At 76.2% G+C, this 15,613-nt stretch carries 13 protein-coding genes; 8 read left to right on the top strand and 5 right to left on the bottom strand.

Going from position 1 to position 15,613, the window contains the following annotated elements; translation table 11 throughout:
- The first annotated feature begins 15 nt into the window (after window positions 1–15).
- From ACFCLZ_RS06505 to ACFCLZ_RS06485, 5 genes are all read left to right on the top strand, one after another.
- Window positions 16–1,488, top strand: a complete 1,473-nt coding sequence (locus ACFCLZ_RS06505; protein WP_380283767.1) for a hypothetical protein — start codon at window positions 16–18, stop codon at window positions 1,486–1,488.
- Window positions 1,489–1,557: 69 nt separating this feature from the next.
- On the top strand, window positions 1,558–4,929 hold the full coding sequence (locus tag ACFCLZ_RS06500) for a right-handed parallel beta-helix repeat-containing protein (RefSeq protein WP_380283766.1): 3,372 nt from the start codon (window positions 1,558–1,560) through the stop codon (window positions 4,927–4,929).
- The gene (locus tag ACFCLZ_RS06495; RefSeq protein WP_380283764.1) at window positions 4,926–5,180 is read left to right on the top strand and encodes a hypothetical protein; all 255 of its coding nucleotides are present in this window, start codon (window positions 4,926–4,928) and stop codon (window positions 5,178–5,180) included. The genes ACFCLZ_RS06500 and ACFCLZ_RS06495 overlap by 4 nt, the downstream gene beginning before the upstream one ends.
- A gap of 527 nt (window positions 5,181–5,707) precedes the next feature.
- Window positions 5,708–7,120 (top strand): S8 family serine peptidase, encoded by a 1,413-nt coding sequence (locus tag ACFCLZ_RS06490; RefSeq protein WP_380283763.1) that lies wholly within the window; start codon window positions 5,708–5,710, stop codon window positions 7,118–7,120.
- Window positions 7,121–7,373: 253 nt separating this feature from the next.
- On the top strand, window positions 7,374–7,970 hold the full coding sequence (locus ACFCLZ_RS06485) for a sigma-70 family RNA polymerase sigma factor (RefSeq protein WP_380283762.1): 597 nt from the start codon (window positions 7,374–7,376) through the stop codon (window positions 7,968–7,970).
- A 264-nt stretch (window positions 7,971–8,234) separates the two neighbouring features.
- Here the strand turns inward: ACFCLZ_RS06485 and ACFCLZ_RS06480 are convergent, their stop codons facing one another.
- Entirely contained in the window at window positions 8,235–8,663 is a 429-nt protein-coding gene (locus ACFCLZ_RS06480) for a hypothetical protein (RefSeq protein ID WP_380283761.1), read from the bottom strand.
- A 288-nt stretch (window positions 8,664–8,951) separates the two neighbouring features.
- Entirely contained in the window at window positions 8,952–10,529 is a 1,578-nt protein-coding gene (locus tag ACFCLZ_RS06475; RefSeq protein ID WP_380283760.1) for a CehA/McbA family metallohydrolase, read from the bottom strand.
- 192 nt (window positions 10,530–10,721) lie between these two features.
- Here ACFCLZ_RS06475 and ACFCLZ_RS06470 point away from each other — a divergent pair, with 192 nt between their 5' ends.
- The gene (locus ACFCLZ_RS06470; protein WP_380283759.1) at window positions 10,722–11,678 is read left to right on the top strand and encodes a polysaccharide deacetylase family protein; all 957 of its coding nucleotides are present in this window, start codon (window positions 10,722–10,724) and stop codon (window positions 11,676–11,678) included.
- A 75-nt stretch (window positions 11,679–11,753) separates the two neighbouring features.
- On the opposite strand, the gene ACFCLZ_RS06465 is transcribed toward ACFCLZ_RS06470, so the two are convergent.
- Together ACFCLZ_RS06465 and ACFCLZ_RS06460 are read right to left on the bottom strand one after the other, a co-directional pair.
- Window positions 11,754–12,929: a sensor histidine kinase gene (locus tag ACFCLZ_RS06465; protein WP_380283758.1), complete on the bottom strand. Its 1,176-nt coding sequence runs from the start codon at window positions 12,927–12,929 to the stop codon at window positions 11,754–11,756.
- 97 nt (window positions 12,930–13,026) lie between these two features.
- On the bottom strand, window positions 13,027–13,569 hold the full coding sequence (locus tag ACFCLZ_RS06460) for a hypothetical protein (protein WP_380283757.1): 543 nt from the start codon (window positions 13,567–13,569) through the stop codon (window positions 13,027–13,029).
- Window positions 13,570–13,860: 291 nt separating this feature from the next.
- On the opposite strand from ACFCLZ_RS06460, the gene ACFCLZ_RS06455 reads away from it, so the two are divergent.
- Both ACFCLZ_RS06455 and ACFCLZ_RS06450 read left to right on the top strand, forming a co-directional pair.
- Window positions 13,861–14,427, top strand: coding sequence for a response regulator (locus ACFCLZ_RS06455; RefSeq protein ID WP_380283756.1), 567 nt, complete (start codon window positions 13,861–13,863; stop codon window positions 14,425–14,427).
- A gap of 92 nt (window positions 14,428–14,519) precedes the next feature.
- Window positions 14,520–14,939, top strand: coding sequence for a hypothetical protein (locus ACFCLZ_RS06450; protein ID WP_380283755.1), 420 nt, complete (start codon window positions 14,520–14,522; stop codon window positions 14,937–14,939).
- 6 nt (window positions 14,940–14,945) lie between these two features.
- Here ACFCLZ_RS06450 and ACFCLZ_RS06445 read toward each other — a convergent pair whose 3' ends face one another.
- The gene (locus tag ACFCLZ_RS06445) at window positions 14,946–15,581 is read right to left on the bottom strand and encodes a 4'-phosphopantetheinyl transferase (RefSeq protein WP_380283754.1); all 636 of its coding nucleotides are present in this window, start codon (window positions 15,579–15,581) and stop codon (window positions 14,946–14,948) included.
- Window positions 15,582–15,613: the final 32 nt, after the last annotated feature.

The following is a 15,613-nucleotide window of genomic DNA, read 5'->3' as shown; positions in this document are numbered from 1 at the left end:
GCCGGAGGAGCTGCGGTGAGCACGAGTACGAGCGGGAACGGGGCTCGGGGCGGGGCGGCGGGCATCCAGCTGCCGTCGATGGACTGGGAGATGGAGGAGGGACCGGGCGAGCCGCCCGGGTCTTCCGGCCCCCGGGCCGCCCCCGGAACCGGTCCTGGGACGGCGGAGGCCCCGACCGAGCAGGTCGCCGTGCCGCAGTACGGACCCGTCACCCCGGCGGAGCCGGGCTCCGGTGCCGCCGCGCCCGACCCCGGGTACGGGCCCGGTGACGAGCCCGGCGGCCTGGAGCCGCCGGCCGGGGAGATGGACTACCCCGAGGCCGTCGAGCCCGAGCCGTCCGGCCGCCGGCGGTTCAAGCGGCCCGCGCTGGTCGCCGCCGCCACGGCGGGCGTGGTGCTGATGGGCCTGCCGTTCCTGATCACCGACGGCGCCGACGGCGGCAAGGACAAGAAGGGCGACGGCCGCGGGGTGAACCAGGCGGACCACCCCCTCGTCGACGGCCCGGAGATCGACGACGTCCCGGTGCCGCCCGCGCCGAGCGACCCGCCGGTGACCGGTGCCCCGACCCCGCCGCCCACCGACCCGGCCGCGACCGGGGAGGTCCCGGGCGCCGCCGCCGCGCCGCCGGCCGACGCCCCCGGCACCGTCCCCGGCCTCGCCCTGGGCGGGGGCACGGCCGGAAGCCCGGCGAACGCGGGGGCCCAGCCGGGCGGCGGGACCGCTCCGGCCGCCAAGCCGCCCGCGGGCGGGACGCAGCAGAAGAGCGGTGGCGGGACGACCGTGCAGCAGCCGGCCTCGGGTCAGCAGCCCGCGCCGCAGCAGCCGGCGCCCCAGCAACCCGCGCCCCAGCAGCCGGCCCCGGGCCAGCAGCCCGCCCCGCAGCAGCCGGCGCCCCAGCAGCCGGCCCCGCCGCCGCCCGCCACCCAGCAGCCGGCCCCGCCGCCCGCGGCGGCGAAGGCCACCTACAGCGCCGTCGGCGGCTCCAACTGCGGCACCTCCTCCGTCGCCTACGCCCAGAACGGCTGGTACGAGCAGGGCTCCACCGGCTGGACCAGCAGCTCGACGGGCGGCTACAGCGGTTCGGGCTGCAACGGCAAGTACGTGTCGATGCCGATGTCCGGGGCCGCGAACACGGACGACAAGGAGAACTCGGTGGTCTGGACGTTCTCCACCGCGCCGGTCGCGACGGGCACCTGCAAGATCTCCGTGTACGTGCCGAACAACTCCGACAACAAGGCCGTCGGCGGCGCGCCCGCGTACTACACCGTCCAGAACTCCTCCACGCCGAACAGCGGCAAGATCGGCGAGTTCTCGGTCAACCAGACCAGCAGCCGGGGCAGTTGGGTGACCGCCGGCGGGACGTTCGCGGTGAGCGGCGGCAAGATCGCCGTGATGCTGCACTCGCGCGGTGTCGACTGGGGCGGGAGCGCCACCGAAAAGGCGCACATCGCGGCCTCCGCCGTCCGCGCCGACTGCACCGCTTCCTGACGGCTCCCGATCCCGCCCGACCCCCCGCTCCACCCGACGAACGACGAAGACCCCCAGGAGAGGACGGCCATGTCTCGCCATGTGCTGACGGTGTGCCCGGAGCAGCGCGGCGGCCCGTACCGCACGATCGGCGAGGCGCTCGCGGCGGCCCGCAGCGGGGCGGTGATCTCGGTCCGCCCCGGCCGCTACGAGGAGAACCTGGTCATCACCAAGATGGTCACCATCACCGCCGAGGAGCCGCGCGGCAGCGTCCGGATCACCGCCCGGCGCGGCTGCGTCGTCCAGGTGGTGGCCGAGGCCGTCCAGCTCACCGGCTTGGTCGTGCAGGGCCAGGACGAGGAGCTGCCCGCCGTCGACGTGCCGCGCGGGCAGGCCGCGCTCTCCGACTGCGAGGTGGTCGGCAGCTCCTGGACGGCCGTCCTGACCCGCCAGCAGGGCTCGCTCGCCATGCGCGACTGCCGGGTCACCAACCCGGCCGGCGCCGGCATCGTCGAGACCTCCACCGGCACCAGCGTGATCGAGGACTGCGTCATCGAACACCTCGGCACCTCGGCCGTGGTGGTCGGCGAGCGGGCCAATCCGCTGCTGCGCAACTGCGTGCTGCGCGACGCCCGGGGCAACGGCGTGTGCGCCAACGGCGAGGCGCGCGGCACCTTCGAGGACTGCGAGATCTCGGTCACCGACAAGCCCGCCGTCGCCCTGGAGGAGCGCTCCACCACCCGGCTGCTGCGCACCTCCGTCCGCGACACCGGCATCGGCGTGTACATCAGCTCCGAGGCGCGGGTGGTGCTGGAGGACTGCACGGTCAGCGCCACCACCGGCCACGGCATCGCGCTGGCCGGCGGCACCGACCCCGAGCTGCGCCGCTGCTCCACCGCCCGTACCGCCGGGCACGGCATCCACATCACCGGCCGCTCGCGCGGTCACTTCGAGAACTGCGAGGTGGCCGACGCCGAGGGCACCGGCATCTGGGTCGGCGACAACGCCGGTCCGGTGCTCAAGGGCACCGTGGTGCGCAACTGCGGCGGAGCCGGTGTCGAACTCGCCGAGGAGAGCGCCGCCGACATCGACCGCCTGGAGATCCGGGACGTCACCGGGACGGGCCTGTCGATCGGCGGCGGCGCCAACCCGAGGGTGCGGCACCTGACCGTCACCGGCGCGGGCGCCGACGGCGTCGAGGCGCTGCGGGACGGCCGGGGCCGGCTGGAGGGCGTCGAGGTGACCGACGCCGGGCGGGCCGGGCTGCGGATCGCCGACGGCGCGGACACCTTCGTCGGCGCGGCCGTGGTGCGCGGCGCGCGGGGCACCGGGGTGCTGGTCGGCAAGGTCGGGCGGGCCGCGCTGCGCGACTGCGAGGTCAGCGGCTCCGGGGAGGACGGCCTCGCGGTCGACGACGGCGGCGAGCTGACCTGCACCCGGGTCCGCAGCCACGGCAACCGCCGGCACGGCGTGCGGATCGGCGCCGGCGGACGGGCCGTGCTGGCCCAGGTCGACGCGGTGGAGAACATCGGCGACGGCGTGCGGCTCGACTCCACCGACGCCGTCCGGCTCACCGGCTGCACTCTGGCCCGCAACCGCGGCTCCGGCCTGCGGCAGACCGTGCCCGGCGAACGGCTCGCGGTCGAGCAGCTGACCAGCGAGGAGAACGGCCTGCCCGACGCCCACGGCACCGCGACCGCGGCCACCGGCACCGGGCGCGCCGACGGCGCGCCCGCCCCCGCCGAGGAGGGGAGCCGCGCCGCCGAACCCGGTGCGGAACCCGCCCGCCCGGCCGCCCCGGCCGCGCCGCCCGGCCCGCTGGAGGTGCTGGAGTCGCTGGTCGGCCTGGCCGGGGTCAAGGAGCAGGTGGCCACCCTGGTCAACCTCAACAAGCTGGCCCGCCGCCGCGAACTGGCCGGCATGCCGGCCCTGCCGATGAGCCGCCACCTGGTCTTCGCGGGCCCGCCCGGCACCGGCAAGACCACCGTCGCCCGCCTCTACGGCGCCATCCTCGCGGAGCTGGGCGTGCTGCGCAGCGGGCACCTGACCGAGGTGGCCCGGGCCGACCTGGTCGCCTCGATCATCGGCGGCACGGCCATCAAGACCACCGAGGTGTTCCAGCAGGCGCTCGGCGGCGTGCTGTTCATCGACGAGGCGTACACCCTCTCGGCCGGGTCCGGCTCCGGCTCCGGTCCGGACTTCGGCCGCGAGGCGATCGACACCCTGGTCAAGCTGATGGAGGACCACCGCGAGGACGTCGTGGTGATCGTGGCCGGCTACTCCGCCGAGATCGGCGACTTCCTGGCCTCCAACCCGGGCCTCGCCTCCCGGTTCAGCCGCACCGTCGAGTTCGCCAACTACGAGGTCGACGAGCTGGTCACGATCGTCGAGCGCGCCGCCGCCGGCCACGGCTACGAGCTGGCCGAGGGCACCGGCGCGGCGCTCACCCTGCTCTTCGAACGGATGCCGCGCGGCGAGGACTTCGGCAACGGCCGGTCGGCCCGCAAGGTCTTCGAGGAGATGGTCGACCGGCAGGCCACCCGGCTCGCCGAGCAGGCCGAGATCAGCGACGAGGACCTCGCGCTGCTCGTCCCCGAGGACGTCGGCGTCGAGCTCGGACCGCCGGCCACGGAGGCCGACGGCACCGAACCGCTCGCCGAACTGCGGGCCCTGGTCGGCCTGCCCGCCGCCAAGGCCCAGGTCGAGGACCTGGTCAACCTGATCCGCCAGGTCCGCCGCCGCGAGGAGGCCGGGCTGCCGACCGCCACCATCAGCCACCACCTGGTCTTCGCGGGCCCGCCCGGCACCGGCAAGACGACGGTCGCCCGGCTCTACGGGCGGCTGCTGGCCGAACTGGGCGTGCTGCCCGGCGGCCAGCTGGTGGAGACCGCCCGGGCCGACCTGGTCGGCCGCTACGTCGGCCACACCGCCCAGCTCACCAAGGAGGCCTTCGACCGGGCCCGCGGCGGCGTGCTCTTCGTCGACGAGGCGTACACCCTCACCCCCCGGCACGGGGGCGGCGGCGACTTCGGCCAGGAGGCCGTGGACACCCTGATGAAGCTGATGGAGGACCACCGCGACGAGGTGGTGGTGATCGTGGCCGGCTACGAGGACGAGATGCGGCACTTCCTGTCCTCCAACCCCGGCCTCGCCTCCCGGTTCTCCCGCCAGATCGACTTCGGCCACTACACGGACGCCGAGCTGGTGACCATCCTGCGGAACCACGCGGAGTCCGCCGGGTACGCGTGCGCGCCGGAGACCCTGGCCGTCCTGGAGCACCTGTTCGCCGCCGTCCCGCGCGACCGCACCTTCGGCAACGGCCGTTTCGCCAGGCAGACCTTGGAGGCCATGATCACCCGTCAGGCCGGTCGCCTCAGCCGGTTGGAGGTAGCGGACTTGTCGGAGCTGAGCCTGCTGCTGCCCGAGGACATCGCCGCGGACCGCTCCGGCAGCCCGGCGTGAGCGCCGGAGGAGCCCGCGGCGCCCGCCCCGCCGCCGCGGCCGTCGGCGGCCTCGCCGTCCTGGAGCACCTGTTCGCCGCCGTCCCGCGTGACCGCGCCTTCGGTGACGGCCGTTTCGCTGGGCAGACCTTGGAGGCCATGATCACCCGTCGGGCCGGTCGCCTCAGCCGGTTGGAGGTCGCGGATCTGTCGGAGCTGAGCCTGCTGCTGCCCGAGGACATCGCCGCGGACCGCTCCGGCAGCCCGGCGTGAGCGCCGGAGGAGCCCGCGGCGCCCGCCCCGCCGCCGCGGCCGTCGGCGGCCTCGCCGTCCTGGCCGTCCTCGCCCCGGCGGCCCCGCCGACGGCGGCGGCGGCGGGGGCGAGTGCGCCCGGGGCCTCGGCGGTCGCCGGGCGGGTTGTCGCGGGGCCGATCGCTGCCGGGGTGGCTCTGCCTGCTGGGTCGGCGGTTGCGGGGTGGGTCGCTGATGGGTTGGCGTTGCCCGGGTCCCCGGTGGTCGCCGGGCAGGCCGTTGCCGGGCCGATCGCTGCCGGGCTGGCGCTTCCTGCGGGGTCGGCGGTTGCGGGGCCGATCGCCGTTGGGGTGGCGCTGCCCGGGTCCCCGGCGGTCGCCGGGCAGGCCGCTGCCGGGGTGGCTCTGCCTGCTGCCTCGGCGGTCGCCGGGTCGGCCTTGGGCGGGTCGGTTGTCCGGGCCGCCCCGGCAGTGCTTCCCGAGGTTGTCGGGGGATTTGCACCTGGCGGGTCGGCGGGGCGATCGGCTGTGCCGGGGTCGGTTGGGCCGATGGCCGCCGAGCCGTCGTCGAGGATCGGGCCGATCGCCGCCGGGCGCGCCCCGGAGGCGGAGTCCCTGGCTGCCGTCCAGGGCCTGGCCGTGCCGGGGGCGACCGTTCTGCGGGCGTCGGTCGTGGCGGCGGAGCGGCGGTCCGCCGCCGGGCCGACGCTGCCGGAGGCCACGCCGGGGACGGCCCCCGGGGCCGCGCCGCCGGGCGGGGCGGAGCTGCCCGCGATGGGCCAGACCGTGTCCGACGTGCGGCAGAACGGGTGCCGCAAGCCGTCCGGGAGGGTGGCCGACCGGTCCGGGTGGGCGCAGGCGTACCTGCGGCCGGAGACGGCGTGGCCGCTGAGCCGGGGGGCGGGGGTCACGGTGGCGGTGATCGGGTCCGGGGTGGACGCCTCGGCCGGGGCCGGGACCGGCGCGCTGGCCGGGCGGCTCGCCCTCGGACCGCGGCTGCACGGCGAGGGCGACGCCGGCCGGGACTGCGTCGGACACGGCACCGTCCTCGCGAGCCTGATCGCCGGCCGCCGGACGGCCGACGGCGCCCCGTCCGGCGTCGCGCCCGGGGCGAAGGTGCTGGCCGTGGCGGTCACCGACGACGCCGGGAGCACCAGCGCCGACCTGCTCGCCCGGGGCATCCGCGCGGCGGCGGACGGCGGCGCGCGGATCGCCGTGGTCGGGACGCCGATCGCGGAGGCGTCGCCCGCCCTGGCCGACGCGGTCGGCTACGCCACCGCCAAGGGCATGCTGCTGGTCGCCCCGGTGGGCCCGGACGGCCAGGCGGTCGCGGCCCCGGTGTACCCGGCGGGCTACCCGGGCGTGCTCGCGGTGGCCGCGCTCGGCGCCGACGGCGCCCCGGCGGACGGCCCGGCGTCGTCCGCCGTGTCGTCCGCCGCGCCGTCCGTCCCGGCCGCGGGCGGCTCGGGCGGCTCCGGCGGGCGGGCCTCGCGGGTGGACCTGGTGGCACCCGGCGAGGCACTGCTGGCCGCCGGGCCGGGCGGCGGCACCTTCACCGCCTCGGGCCCGAGCTACGCCGCCGCGCTGGTGGCCGGGGCGGCGGCCCTGGTGCTCGGCCGGTCGCCCTCGCTGACCGTCGAGCAGCTCGCCGAGCGGCTGCGGACCACGGCCTACCGGCCCGGTACGGCGCTGCCCGATCCGCTGGTCGGCTGGGGCACGGTGGACCCGGTGACGGCTGTCGCCGCCGGGGGCCCGCCCACCGCGCCGCCCGCCGCCCCGGCGACCGCCGACGGTGCGCGGCCCACCACCGAGCCGGTCGTCGTCCCGCCGCCGGCGGACCGTTCGGCCCAGCGGCTGGCGTCGGCGGTCGCCGGGGCGAGCCTGGGCGGCGCGGCGCTGGTCGGCCTGGCCGCGGCCGCGGTGCGCGCCGGACGGAACCGGGGCGGCCGCCGCCCGCAGTGAGGGCCCCACCCGGTACGACGGTCCCGGCCGGCCGGCCGCCCGCGAACGCGTCCCCAACGTCGCGCCAACGCCGCCGACCGCGCCCGCGTTGGCCCGCCGTTGGAGCCGGCTGCGAGCGTGGCAGCGCCCGGGAGAGCGGCCCGTCCGCCGTGGCATGCCCCCGCGCGCCGAGACAGCGATCGACCCAGGTACCGACCGTCGACCACCGACCGGGTACCGACGAATGACGAATGTCGTAAGGGGCTCAACAGCCGTGGCCATCGACGCTACCGCCCACGCCGGAACGACCGCCGGGGACGCCCCGGGGCCCGTCGCCCCGGCGCCCGCGCGGCCCACCCTGGACCAGGACACCCTCGCCGAGCTGTACCGGCTGCACGGCGGCCACCTGCTGCGCGCGATGCTCCGGGTGACCAGCGGCGACCGCGGCAAGGCCGAGGACATCGTCCAGGAGACCCTGCTGCGCGCCTGGCAGAACCCGGCGGCCATGCACCGCGGACCCGAGCACAGCGGCCCGTGGCTGTTCACGGTGGCCCGCCGGATCGCCATCGACCACTACCGGAAGGCGGCCGCCCGCGCCCAGGAGGTCCCGGGGGACGTCCCGGAGGACCACGCCGGCCCCCACGACCCGTACGACGAGGTGCTGGTGGCCCGGGACATGGCGGTGGCGATGGCCGAGCTCCAGCCCCACCACCGGGACGTGCTGGTCGAGTTGCACATGAAGGGCCGGTCGATGGCCGAGGTGGCCCAGGTGCTGAGGGTGCCGCTCGGCACGGTCAAGTCCCGCAACTTCTACGCCGTCCGCGCCCTGCGGCCGATCCTGGAGGCGCACGGCATGGCCGGGGCGGGCTGACAGGAACCGGAAACGGACTGGAATGAACCGTTCCTGACCCGCCGTCCGTAGACCAGGGTGGCGGCACCGCCACCGGCGCTCGTCCCCCGTACGGGCGCCGGGCCGACGGCCGTCCCCGGTGGCCGCTCTTGTGGGAGCGCGGACACCGGGGCGCCCGGCCGCAGGGGCGGTCCGCCGGTCATCCCCGGACCGGCGGACCGCCCCCCTTCCCGTGGACCCCCGTGGACCCCGTGCACCCTTGTGCCCGGGGCCGTCCGGCCGGGGTCACCACCCCAGCAGGTACGCCCCCCGCCGCAGTCCGGCCAGCACCGTGTCCGCCGTGACCTCGGCGTCCTCGGCGGCCGAGCCGTCCGTCTCCGCCACCGCGCCCCCGTTGAGCACCACGTAGTGCAGCGCCGCCCCCGTCGCCCGGCTCTCCCGGCGGAAGGCGTCCAGCGCCGTCGGCGCGACCGAGCCCTCCACCACCACCTGGTACCCGCCCGAGGCGAACGCGAAGGCCGCCTGCGCGGTGGCCGCCAGCGCGGTCACGTTCTGCCGCCGCGCCTCCGGCCGGTCGGCCTCCACGTACCCCTGCCGGACCGACCGCCGGAAGTCCTCCGCGCGCAGGTGGACGCTCGGGAAGAGCGCGTCCGCGACCAGCGGGGCGACCGCGCCGCTCCCGGCGCCGGCGGCCGGGTCGGAGAGGACGACCACGCTGCCCGCCCCCCGTCCGCCTCCGAGCTCCGGCCCACCTACGGTCGTACGGTTCACAGCTGCTGATCCCTTCGCGGGCCGGGGACGGACGGGGGAGCGGGGGGCGGGACGGCCGGAAGGTGTGCGGGCGAACCCGGACATACGGACAGCCGACCGTCTCGTCATATGAGTGACTGCTGTCGGAGATCAACCTAGTCCACCGTGCGCCCCGGAGTCCTCCCCTCCCCGGACCTCCCGCCGTCCCTCGCCGTCCCCTCGCCGTCCCCCCGCTTCCCGGCCGCCTCCCCGCTACCTCCGCGTCCGCAGCACGATCGGATTGGTCAGCGCCGCCATCGGACCCCACGGCAGCTCCGGGCCCATCGCGTTGCCCCGGCCCGGGCTCCCGTCCGCCCTCGGGTGCCGTACCTCGGCCCGGACGAACGCGGCGAGCGAGGCCGTGGTCCGCCACACCACCGTGCCGGCGCCCTCGGCCGGCAGCGACTCCTGGTGCAGCTGCCCCTCGTCGGTCAGGAACCGCACCGTGCCGTTCGGCACCCCGGAGACGGCGAGCCGGACGTCCACCGGCGCGTCCGCCGGGACGGCCAGCTCCTCGCCGATCCCCGCCTGCCGGCCGTCGCCGGTCGCGGTGAACTCCAGCTGGACGGCCGCCGATTCGGCCAGCCAACTGCGGCCGGCGCGCAGCCCCGCCAGGACGGCGTCCCGGTCGAGGTCCTCGGCGAACACCACCGTGTGCGGCGAGCCGATCACCTGCGGGACGCTGTGCGCGTCGCTGTTGCCGATCGCGGGCAGCCAGGACCGCCCGTCACGCAGCGCCACCGCCAGCCGGGCGTCCCAGGTGTCCACCGCCGACTCGTCGTCGTACGTCCACGGGCCGTTCCACACCTCGACGGCGTCCGCCTCCTCGTACCCGAACTTCCACTGGCAGGCGACGTACGGGCAGTACGGGTGCGCCGGCACCACCAGCCCGCCCTGCCGGCGCACCTGGCGGGCGAACCGGGGGAAGGCCTCGTCTCGCGAGCGGTAGCGCCAGTCGACGAACCGGCCCGGCTGCAGCCCCAGCGCCAGCCAGTGGCCGTTGCGGGTGGTCACCTCCTCGCCGAGCACGATCAGCAGGTCCGGGCCGGCCAGCGGGCCCCACACCCCGTGGGAGGAGGTGGTGTTGTGGTCGGTCGACACGATGAAGTCCAGCTTCGCCTCGCGCGCGCCGGCGGCCACCTCGGCGGGCCGGCGGCGCCCGTCGGAGTGCACCGTGTGCAGGTGGCAGTCGCCCCGGTACCAGGCCCGCCCGCGTCCCCGGGCGCGCTCCGGCGGGTAGGCCGGGGTGAACTCGCCGCCCGGCGCGCCGAACCGCAGCGTCACGTCGACCCGGTACTCCAGCCCCTGCGGCGCCACCTGGTAGGGCCCCAGCACGACGTGCCACCGGCCCGGGCGGATCGGGCCCGGCAGGTAGCCGGGGGTGGCCTGCTCCCGGCTCACCGCGAACGACGTCCGGAAGCCGCCGGACCAGCCGCGGAAGCCGCGCCCGCCGAGGTCGGTGCCGCGCTCGTCGAAGAGCCCGATGTCGCAGGAGTTGCCCGGGGTGCCGGGCGCGACGGCCGGCTTGTCGTACTGATAGGAGACGGCGATCTCGCGGACGCCGGCGGGGACGTCGAAGGGGAGGTGGACGAAGTCGGGGGCACCGGTCGGCAGCTTGCCGGTCAGCGTGATCGTCCGCTCGGTGCCCGCCCCGCCGCCCGCCTCGCCGTCGGCCGCCCGGGCGACGCCCGCGGTCGCCGTGGCCGCCGCCACCGCCCCGAGCGCCCCCGCCGCCAGTAAGCCGCGCCGGCCCAGGCGCGCCCCGGCGTCCTCGTGCATGTCCTCCGTCATCAAAAGCCTCCGTTCTCGTCGGGATGTCAGCGGAGTCCCGTACCCTCCCCGATGAACCTCCGGTGAGCCCGGCCCCACGGCCGTGCGGCAGCCCCGTGAAGGCCGCGCCCGCTTGCACGGGCGGCCGCGGCGGCTCTGAATGGAGGGGCATGGATCGGTGATCACTGACGGTCGGACAGGTTCGGAGCTTTCATGGCACTCAGTCGGCGGACCCTCCTGGCGGCGGCGGCCGGCACCGCCCTGGCCGGATGCTCGCCCACCCCGGCCGCCCAGCCGCCGACCGCCGCGCCGCCCACCACGGCGCCGTCCTCGCCCCCGCCGTCCGTGTCCGCCCCGCCGTCGGCAGCGCCCTCGCCCTCGCCCTCGCCCACCGCCACCCCGACCCCTACCCCGACCCCCACCGCCGCCCCGTCGCCCTCCGCCGCGCCGTCCGCCGCCCTGCCCACCCGCGCGGCCGTCACCGCCCGCTACGCCGACGCCGCCCCCACCACCTGGGGCCTCGACGTCCCCGGCGTGCTCACCACCCTCCCCGACGCCGCCGCCCCCGCCATCGCCCTCACCTTCGACGCCTGCGGCGGCTCCGGCGGCTCCGGCTACGACGCCGCCCTCGTCGCCACCCTCCGCGCCCACGGCGTCCCCGCCACCCTCTTCCTCAACGCCCGCTGGATCGACGCCAACCCCGGGGTCTTCGAGAACCTCGCCGCCGACCCCCTCTTCGAGATCGCCAACCACGGCACCGTCCACCGCCCGCTCTCCGTCACCGGCCGCTCCGCCTACGGCATCGCCGGCACCCGCGACCCCGGCGAGGTCTACGACGAGATCGCGGGCAACCTGGCCGAGCTCACCGCCCTTCTCGGCCACCCGCCCGGTTTCTTCCGCTCGGGCACCGCCCACTACGACGACGTCGCCACCCGCATCGCCGCCGACCTCGGCCAGCGGGTCGCCGGATTCAGCACCAACGCCGACGGCGGCGCCACCCTCCCCGCGGCGCAGGTCCAGCGGGAACTGGCCGACGCCGCACCGGGCGGCATCGTCATCGCCCACATGAACCGGCCCGGCTCCGGTACCGCCCGCGGCGTCGCCGCCGCCCTCCCCGCCCTGCTGGCCGCCGGCCGCACCTTCACCCGGCTCTCCGACGCCTTCCGGTAGGCGGGCCGTCCGGTCCGGGGGCGCGAGGATCGGAGGCCGCCCACCGGGCGGCCTCCTCGTTACCGGGCCTGCTCCTCACCGCGGCTCCGCCGCCGCACCGACCGCCGTGGACACCGGCAGCGCCGCCGCCACCCGGAACCCGGGCCCGTACGGGGCCGCGCTCAGCAGCCCGCCGTACAGCGCCACCCGCTCGCGCAGCCCCAGCAGCCCGTGCCCGGTCGACAGTTCCTGGTACATCTCGTGCTCCCCGCCCGGCGGGCGCCCCGCGCCGTCGTCCACCACCTCGATGAGCAGCGCCTGGTCCCAGGTGATCCGCACGACCGCGCGGGTCCCGGGGCCGGCGTGCTTGGTGATGTTGGTGGCGGCCTCCTGGATCAGGCGGTAGGCCGTCTGGCCGACGCTGTCGTCGATCCGCATCGGCGTGCCCCGGGTCTCCAGCGAGATCCGGACGCCGGCCTTGCGGACGTCCGCGAGCAGCCGGTCCAGATCGCCCAGCCCGTGGGTGTACCCGTCCTGGACCGCCGCCTCCGAACTGCGCAGCAGCCGCAGCATGTGCCGCAGCTCGGCCATCGTCGACCGGCCGAGGGCCTCGATGTGCGCGAACGCCTCGCCGCACGCCGGGTCCTCCGGCGACATGGCCCGCGCCGTCTCCGCCCGCATCACGATCACCGCGACGGCGTTCGCGACGATGTCGTGCAGCTCCCGCGCGATCCGCACCCGCTCCTGGGTGACCCGCATGCGCGCGTCGGCGACCTCCTGCCGCTGCCGCTCCGCCGCCGTCCTGGTCGCCAGGCTCCACCGCGCGAACCCCCACACCACCAGCGTCACCGGGACGTAGAACGCGATGTTCGCGACCAGCACGGGAACGGTCATCGGACCGTGGTAGCTGCCGATCGTCTCGGCGATCGCCAAGCCCATCGGGACGAGGCTGAGCACCAGCACCGTCAGGGCGACCCGTTGCCGGTACTGCGCGGCGACGGTGTAGAGGGCGATCAGCAGGCCGAAACACGGCGTGTAGTCGATGGTGTTGGCGAACGACAGCAGGTCGGAGGTGACGGCGATCACCCACACGGCGGCGAACACCGCCAGCGGACGGCGGCGCCGGACGACCAGTGCCAGGGCCTCGGCGAGGGCGAGCAGCAGCATCCAGATCCGCTGCTGCCAGTTCGCCCAGGGTGCGATCAGCGTGCCGAAGTAGAACAACTCCGGAAGGACCGCCGCCACCGCCAGCGCGGTGTCCTGCAGCCACACCGACTGCAGCCACCGCGTCGCCCCCTGCCGCCGCGTCCGCCCCTGCCCCTGTACCTGTGCCTGCGCCACCGCCGCCATCACGACCCTCCGCCCCGGCTCACGCCGCCGCCGCGTCGACGCCCGCGGCCTTCTCCGGCGCCCTGCAGCAGAGCCGACTGCTGCAGCAGGTGCCCATCGCGTACTCGCTGGTGCTCCCGGCCAGCAGGGCGTCGGCCTCGGGGGCCTTGTGCCACCAGGTGTCCGGAGGCCCGGCCTGCTCCGGCCGCACCACCCGCAATCCCAGTTCGGCGTAGGCCGCCCACTGGTCGCCGTGGTTGCGCAGCAGGACGTCGGCCAACTGCGCGCTCGTGACCTTGACGGCCGCCACCGCGAACGGCTCGTCCCAGACCAGCGTCAGCACCGCCGCCGCCGTGGTGATCCCGTCCCCGTCGAGCGCCGCCACACTGACGCCCCCGACCGGCACGACCACCGCTTCGCCCTCGCCCCCGGGCGAGCGCGAGATCCGGGCCACGAACCTCCGCCACGGATTGGCCAGCGCCTCGACCGGATCCGGTACCAGCACGGTCGCCGTACTGGTCAGCAGCCCGTATCCCTGCAGCTCGCCGACCACTCCGGCCTCCTCCCGCGTGTGCACGCTCACCGCCAGCGCGGGAACTTCGCTTACAGAATTGCTACTCACAGTCACACCTCGTGATCATCCCTGCCCGTGCTTCATCGCTACGGGCGACTACCCCCACCCTCCCTCCACTCCTGTCCCAGGAGCATGAGTCCCCGGCCCCACCTCTGCCCCGACCTGCGAACTCGCCCAGCTCGGTCGATTCGGGTGATGGTCCGTCATGACATTTGTCACGGGCCACCACTGAGAACTTTCATCACCCTCGGTGAGTACACGCACTTCCGGCACCCCGGGGCCACTGAAAGGCTGAACCGCATGACCGAACGCCTCCCCGCCCTGCGCCTCCTGCTGGCCGACGACGAGCCCGGTCGCCGGGCGGCCCTGGCCGCCCTGCTGGCCCTGGAGGAGGACCTCACCGTCGTCGCCGAGGCCGACTCCGCCCCGGCCGCGACGACCCTGGCCGTACGCCGGCGACCCGACGTCGCCGTCCTCGCGCTGCGCTCTCCCGGCCTCGACGGGGCGCCGCTCCCGCCCTGCCCGACCGTGATCATCACGACCCACGACCGCCCGGGCGACCTGCGCCGCGCCCTGCGCGCCGGCGCCCGGGCCTTCCTGCCACGCAGCGTGTCCGCCGCCGTCCTCGCCCACGTCCTGCGCACCGTCCGCACCGGCGCCCGCTACATCCACCCGGACACCCTGGCCCCGGACACCACCGTCCTGACCGCCGACGAACTCGACGTCCTCGACCTCACCGCCACCGGCGCCCCCACCACCCTCCCCCCGGCCACCGTCCGCCGCCACCTCACCTCCGCCGCCACCAAACTCGGCACCCCCCACCCCACCGCCACCCTCCACCGGGCCCACCGCCACGGCTGGATCTGACCGCCCCGGTGGCGGGTGTCACCGGTCGGAGCCGCCGGAACGCTTGCGATAGGGTCAACGCTCCGTGATTTCAGCAGGATTGGGGTGGTCCGATGCCCGGGTACGGTCGAACCGAGCTGGAGTGGGAGGAGCTGGCCGCGGCGGGGCGCGGCTATCTGATCGAGGTCGCGGAGGACGGCCGCCTGACGACGTACAGCGAGCTGAACGCCACGCTGGTGGAGCGGACGGGGCTGGCCGGCTTCGACTTCTCCCGCGCCGACCACCGGGCGGCCGTCGGCCACCTCCTGTGGCTCGTCGTGCAGAGCGGCCGCCCCGGGGAGGAACCGATGCTCTCGGCGCTGGTCCGCTACGAACGCGGCAATGACGCGGGCTCGGGGTTCTACGCGCTGGCTCAGGAGCTCGGGCTGCTGTCGCTCGGAGCCTCCGCGCTGGAGAAGGAGCGCTTCTGGACCGCCCAGGTGAACGAGCTCCACGCGGCCCACGCCCGGCGCCGTGGGCCGGGCGTGGGCTGAGCCGGGCTACCGCAGGACGGTGATGGCGGTGGCGAGGTGGCTCTCGTGGACGCGCCAGCGGCCGGTGAGGGTGGGGAGGGGGGAGGGGACGAGGAGGGTGGCGGTGAAGGTGCCGTCGGGGCGGAGGGTGAGGTCGGCTTCGGAGAAGTCGAGGAAGCGCTGGGTGAGGGGGAACCAGGTCTTGTAGACCGACTCCTTGGCGCTGAAGAGGATGCGGTCCCAGGGGACGCCGGGGTGGGCGGTGGTGAGGGCGGTGTTGCGCTGCTGTTCGGCGGGGAGGGCGATGGCGTCGAGGACGCCCTCGGGGAGGGGGAGCGCGGGTTCGGCGTCGATGCCGACGGAGAGGACGTCGTCGGCGCGGGCCACGGCGGCGGCGCGGAAGCCGGCGCAGTGGGTGAGGGAGCCGATGACGCCGTCGGGCCAGCCGGGGGCGCCGCGCAGGCCGGGCAGGAGGGGGCGGTAGGGGACGCCGAGGCGGGTGAGGGCGAGGCGGGCGCAGTGGCGCACGGTGGTGAACTCGCGGCGGCGGGATTCGACGGCGCGGGTGACGACCGCCTCCTCCTCGGGTTCGAGGCGGGCCTCGGGCGGGTCGGAGTAGGCGGTCTCGACGACGACGGGCACGGGCAGGATTTCGCTGATCACTGTTCCCCCGGACAGGACGGACGACATGGGCC

Source organism: Kitasatospora purpeofusca, assembly GCF_042691725.1.
GTDB lineage: Bacteria > Actinomycetota > Actinomycetes > Streptomycetales > Streptomycetaceae > Kitasatospora > Kitasatospora purpeofusca_B.
The sequence above is the reverse complement of the archived record's forward strand: the minus strand, read 5'-3'. Positions and strand labels throughout refer to the sequence as shown.